3 rRNA genes are annotated in these 5,655 nt (G+C 59.6%); all 3 read left to right on the top strand.

The features are described 5' to 3' along the window. Positions 1-285 precede the first annotated feature (285 nt). A 16S ribosomal RNA gene (locus tag TF1_RS15550) occupies positions 286-1,823 on the top strand. Positions 1,824-2,333: 510 nt separating this feature from the next. Continuing rightward, positions 2,334-5,438, top strand: a 23S ribosomal RNA gene (locus tag TF1_RS15545). 98 nt (positions 5,439-5,536) lie between these two features. Then, a 5S ribosomal RNA gene (gene rrf / locus TF1_RS15540) occupies positions 5,537-5,652 on the top strand. The 16S, 23S and 5S rRNA genes sit together here, the layout of an rRNA operon. The last annotated feature ends 3 nt before the right edge of the window (positions 5,653-5,655 follow it).

Raw genomic sequence — 5,655 nt, 5'->3', positions numbered from 1 at the left:
TGTGCCGCATCCGGGGAAGAGCCCGTGTGGGTTTGTAGACGGTTGGCGGTTGTTTCTTGAGAACTCAACAGCGCGTGGTTGTTTCTTGACAGCCGGGTTTGTGTGGTTTTTGGCTCCTTCCTGCCCCCTGGGTTTGTGGGGGTGGGGGTTCCTTTGATCTGGTGCCTTGCGCGCGTTGTGTGTGTGGGGTGCCGGGTTGGGGTTGAGCTCTTGTAAGGTTTGCCGCCCCCGGGTTTGTACGCACACTGTTTGTTGGGTGTGTGGTGGGGGTTGGTGTTTAGGCCTGTGATGGAGAGTTTGATCCTGGCTCAGGACGAACGCTGGCGGCGTGCTTAACACATGCAAGTCGAGCGGTAAGGCCCCTTCGGGGGTACACGAGCGGCGAACGGGTGAGTAACACGTGAGTAACCTGCCCCTGACTCTGGGATAAGCCTGGGAAACTGGGTCTAATACCGGATATGACCTCGTGCCGCATGGTGTGGGGTGGAAAGGTGTTTTTCCGGTCAGGGATGGGCTCGCGGCCTATCAGCTTGTTGGTGGGGTAACGGCCTACCAAGGCGATGACGGGTAGCCGGCCTGAGAGGGCGACCGGCCACACTGGGACTGAGACACGGCCCAGACTCCTGCGGGAGGCAGCAGTGGGGAATATTGCGCAATGGGCGGAAGCCTGACGCAGCGACGCCGCGTGGGGGATGAAGGCCTTCGGGTTGTAAACCTCTTTTACCACTCACGAAGGCCCCTGGTTTTCTGGGGGTTGACGGTAGGTGGTGAATAAGGACCGGCTAACTACGTGCCAGCAGCCGCGGTAATACGTAGGGTCCGAGCGTTGTCCGGAATTATTGGGCGTAAAGAGCTCGTAGGCGGCCTGTCGCGTCTGCTGTGAAAGTCCGGGGCTTAACTCCGGGTGTGCAGTGGATACGGGCAGGCTTGAGGTAGGTAGGGGAGACTGGAATTCCTGGTGTAGCGGTGAAATGCGCAGATATCAGGAGGAACACCGGTGGCGAAGGCGGGTCTCTGGGCCTTACCTGACGCTGAGGAGCGAAAGCGTGGGGAGCGAACAGGATTAGATACCCTGGTAGTCCACGCCGTAAACGTTGGGCGCTAGGTGTGGGGACTTTCCACGGTTTCCGTGCCGTAGCTAACGCATTAAGCGCCCCGCCTGGGGAGTACGGCCGCAAGGCTAAAACTCAAAGGAATTGACGGGGGCCCGCACAAGCGGCGGAGCATGTTGCTTAATTCGACGCAACGCGAAGAACCTTACCAAGGCTTGACATCACCGGTAATCCTCCAGAGATGGGGGGTCCTTCGGGGATCGGTGACAGGTGGTGCATGGCTGTCGTCAGCTCGTGTCGTGAGATGTTGGGTTAAGTCCCGCAACGAGCGCAACCCCTGTCCCATGTTGCCAGCACGTGGTGGTGGGGACTCATGGGAGACTGCCGGGGTCAACTCGGAGGAAGGTGGGGATGACGTCAAGTCATCATGCCCCTTATGCCTTGGGCTGCAAACATGCTACAATGGCCGGTACAGAGGGCGTGCGATGTCGTGAGGCGGAGCGAATCTCTTAAAGCCGGTCTCAGTTCGGATTGGGGTCTGCAACTCGACCCCATGAAGGTGGAGTCGCTAGTAATCGCGGATCAGCAACGCCGCGGTGAATACGTTCCCGGGCCTTGTACACACCGCCCGTCACGTCACGAAAGTCGGCAACACCCGAAACACGTGGCCTAACCCTTTGTGGGGGGGAGCGTGTGAAGGTGGGGCTGGCGATTGGGACGAAGTCGTAACAAGGTAGCCGTACCGGAAGGTGCGGCTGGATCACCTCCTTTCTAAGGAGCTTGAAGCCGACTGTGTGCTGGATGCAGGGTGTGTCTGGCGTGTGTTGGTGGTCGGCTGGCTCGAAAGTGGACGCCTCCCGTTGTGTGCTGCATGGTGTGTGGCGCGTGTGTTGGGGGGTGGCCCGGTGGGTTGAGAGGCAATCTTTTCCCTGCCTGTCGTTGGTGGTGGGTGGGGGCGCGCTGTTGGGTGTCTGAGGGAACAACCGCATCCCGCAGACACCGCACCCTGGGTCGTTGTTCAGTGCTGAGGCCTGAGGTGGCTTGGGGGCTTTGTGGCTGGTTGGCCGATGGTTGATCGGTTGGCTGGTTGTGGGGCTCTCGGGCTGGTGGGTTGAGGTGCTGGGCTGTGGCTGGCGGCGGTGGGTCGTCGTTGTGGGTGTGGGTGTGTGGGGGTTGTTCTGGCCATCCTGGCTGGCGCATGCCGTGTGGTGTGTGTTGGTTGGGTGTGTGGCGTGGGTTTTGATTTGTGGATAGTGTGTGCGAGCGTCTTGTTTCTGTGGTGGCCAAGCGAGTGTGGCACACGGTGGATGCCTTGGCACCAGGCGCCGATGAAGGACGTGGGAGGCCGCGATAGGCCACGGGGAGCTGCCAACCGAGCGTTGATCCGTGGGTGTCCGAATGGGGGAACCTGGCGTGCGTGATGGCACGTCGCCGCTGCCTGAATGTATAGGGCAGTTGGTGGGAACGCGGGGAAGTGAAACATCTCAGTACCCGCAGGAGGAGAAAACAAGAGTGATTCCCTGAGTAGTGGTGAGCGAAAGGGGATGAGGCTAAACCATGCGCGTGTGATACTCGGCAGGGGTTGCGCGTGTGGGGTTGTGGGGCGTGCCTGTCTGGGTCTGCCGGCCTGGAGCACTGCCGTTGCGGATAGCCGAAGCCGGTGGGAAACGGCACCGTAGAAGGTGAGAGTCCTGTAGGTGAAATCCGTGGGCGGGGTGTTGGGTGCGTTCCCGAGTAGCACGGGGCTCGGGGAATCCCGTGTGAATCTGGCAGGACCACCTGCTAAGCCTAAATACGTCCTGGTGACCGATAGTGGACGAGTACCGTGAGGGAAAGGTGAAAAGTGCCCCGGTGAGGGGTTGTGAAAGAGTGCCTGAAACCGTGTGCTGTCAAGCCGTCAGAGCCTTGCCTGTGGTGGGGTGATGGCGTGCCTTTTGCAGAATGAGCCTGCGAGTCATGGTGTGTGGCGAGGTTAACCCGTTGTGGGGGAGCCGTAGCGAAAGCGAGTCTGAAGAGGGCGTTTGAGTCGCATGCTGTGGACCCGAAGCGGGGTGATCTACCCATGTCCAGGGTGAAGCGGGGGTAAGACTCCGTGGAGGCCCGAACCCACCAGGGTTGAAAACCTGGGGGATGAGGTGTGGGTAGGGGTGAAAGGCCAATCAAACTCCGTGATAGCTGGTTCTCCCCGAAATGCATTTAGGTGCAGCGTCGCGTGGTGCTTGCCGGAGGTAGAGCGACTGGTTGGCTGATGGGCCCGACAAGGTTACTGAGGTCAGCTAAACTCCGAATGCCGGTGAAGTTAGCGCGGCAGTGAGACTGCGGGGGATAAGCTTCGTGGTCGAGAGGGAAACAGCCCAGATCATCGGTTAAGGCCCCTAAGTGTGTGCTTAGTGGGAAAGGTTGTGCAGTTGCTGTGACAGCCAGGAGGTTGGCTTAGAAGCAGCCATCCTTGAAAGAGTGCGTAATAGCTCACTGGTCGAGTGATTGTGCGCCGACAATGTAGCGGGGCTGAAGCACACCGCCGAAACCGTGGATGCTGATCATGCCTTTTGTGGGTGTGGTTGGTGTGGTAGGGGAGCGTCCTGCGTGGGGTGAAGCCGCCGAGTGATCGTGTGGTGGACTGCGTGGGAGTGAGAATGCAGGCATGAGTAGCGTGACACACGTGAGAAACGTGTGCGCCGATTGACTAAGGGTTCCTGGGGCAGGTTAATCCGCCCAGGGTGAGTCGGGACCTAAGGCGAGGCCGTGAGGCGTAGTCGATGGATAACGGGTTGATATTCCCGTACCCGTCCGCACGCGCCCAATACCGAGGCTTCTGATGCTAACCAGACTGGCGCTGCTCCTGTCCTTTGTGGGTGGGGGTGGTGTTGGTGTGGGGTCCAAGGGAGTAGTAGGTAAGTGATGGGGTGACGCAGGGGGGTAGCTCTACCGGGCGGTGGTTGTCCCGGGTCAAGCGTGTAGCCTGGAGCATAGGTAAATCCGTGCTCTGTTGTGGGTGAGGCGTGATGTCGAGGCGTTGAGCCGAAGTGAGTGATCCCGTACTGCCGAGAAAAGCCTCTAGCGAGTGTGTGGACGGCCCGTACCCTAAACCGACGCAGGTGGTCAGGTAGAGAATACCGAGGCGTTCGGGTGAACCGTGGTTAAGGAACTCGGCAAATTGTCCCCGTAACTTTGGGAGAAGGGGAGCCCTGTGCGGTGAAGGACCGTGCGTCTGGAGCTGTGTGGGGTCGCAGAGGCCAGGGGGAAGCGACTGTTTACTAAAAACACAGGTCCGTGCGAAGTCGTAAGACGCGGTATACGGACTGACGCCTGCCCGGTGCCGGAACGTTAAGAGGACCGGTTAGATGCCTTTTGGGTGTCGACGCTGGGAATCTAAGCGCCGGTAAACGGCGGTGGTAACTATAACCATCCTAAGGTAGCGAAATTCCTTGTCGGGTAAGTTCCGACCTGCACGAATGGCGTAACGACTTCCCCGCTGTCTCAACCACGGGCCCGGCGAAATTGCACTACGAGTAAAGATGCTCGTTTCGCGCAGCAGGACGGAAAGACCCCGGGACCTTTACTACAGCTTGACATTGGTGTTTGGGATGGCTTGTGTAGGATAGGTGGGAGCCTGTGAAGCCTGGACGCTAGTTCGGGTGGAGGCGTTGGTGAAATACCACTCTGGCTGTTTCGGGCATCTAACCTGGGACCGTGATCCGGTTCAGGGACAGTGTCTGGTGGGTAGTTTAACTGGGGCGGTTGCCTCCTAAAGGGTAACGGAGGCGCCCAAAGGTTCCCTCAGCCTGGTTGGCAATCAGGTGGTGAGTGTAAGTGCATAAGGGAGCTTGACTGTGAGACGGACGTGTCGAGCAGGTGCGAAAGCAGGGACTAGTGATCCGGCGTCGGCGTGTGGAAGCGGCGTCGCTCAACGGCTAAAAGGTACCCCGGGGATAACAGGCTGATCTTCCCCAAGAGTCCGTATCGACGGGATGGTTTGGCACCTCGATGTCGGCTCGTCGCATCCTGGGGCTGGAGTCGGTCCCAAGGGTTGGGCTGTTCGCCCATTAAAGCGGCACGCGAGCTGGGTTTAGAACGTCGTGAGACAGTTCGGTCCCTATCCGCTGCGCGCGTTGGAGACTTGAGAAGGGCTGTCCCTAGTACGAGAGGACCGGGACGGACGAACCTCTGGTGTGCCAGTTGTTCCGCCAGGAGCATGGCTGGTTGGCTACGTTCGGAAGGGATAACCGCTGAAAGCATCTAAGCGGGAAGCCTGCTTCAAGATGAGGTCTCCTGCCACCGTTGAGTGGGTAAGGCCCCCTAGAGATGATGGGGTTGATAGGCCGGATGTGGAAGCCCTGTGAGGGGTGGAGCTGACCGGTACTAATCGGCCGAGGGCTTGTCCACCACAGATACAGGACAGCTCGCACACACGAACACACACGCGTGAAGGTTTCCCCCATGACCTAGAGCCTGTGGGTTGTGGTTGGTGGGGGTGTGAGGGTTACGGCGGTCATAGCGGGCGGGGTCCACCCGGTCCCATTCCGAACCCGGTCGTTAAGCCGCCCAGCGCCGATGGTACTGCCCTGTGGTGGGGTGGGAGAGTAGGACACCGCCGTACACA

It is taken from the genome of Thermobifida fusca NBRC 14071 = JCM 3263 (genome assembly GCF_001592045.1).
GTDB lineage: Bacteria > Actinomycetota > Actinomycetes > Streptosporangiales > Streptosporangiaceae > Thermobifida > Thermobifida fusca.
Note: the sequence above shows the minus strand (reverse complement) of the source record. Positions and strands in the feature narration are given on the sequence as shown.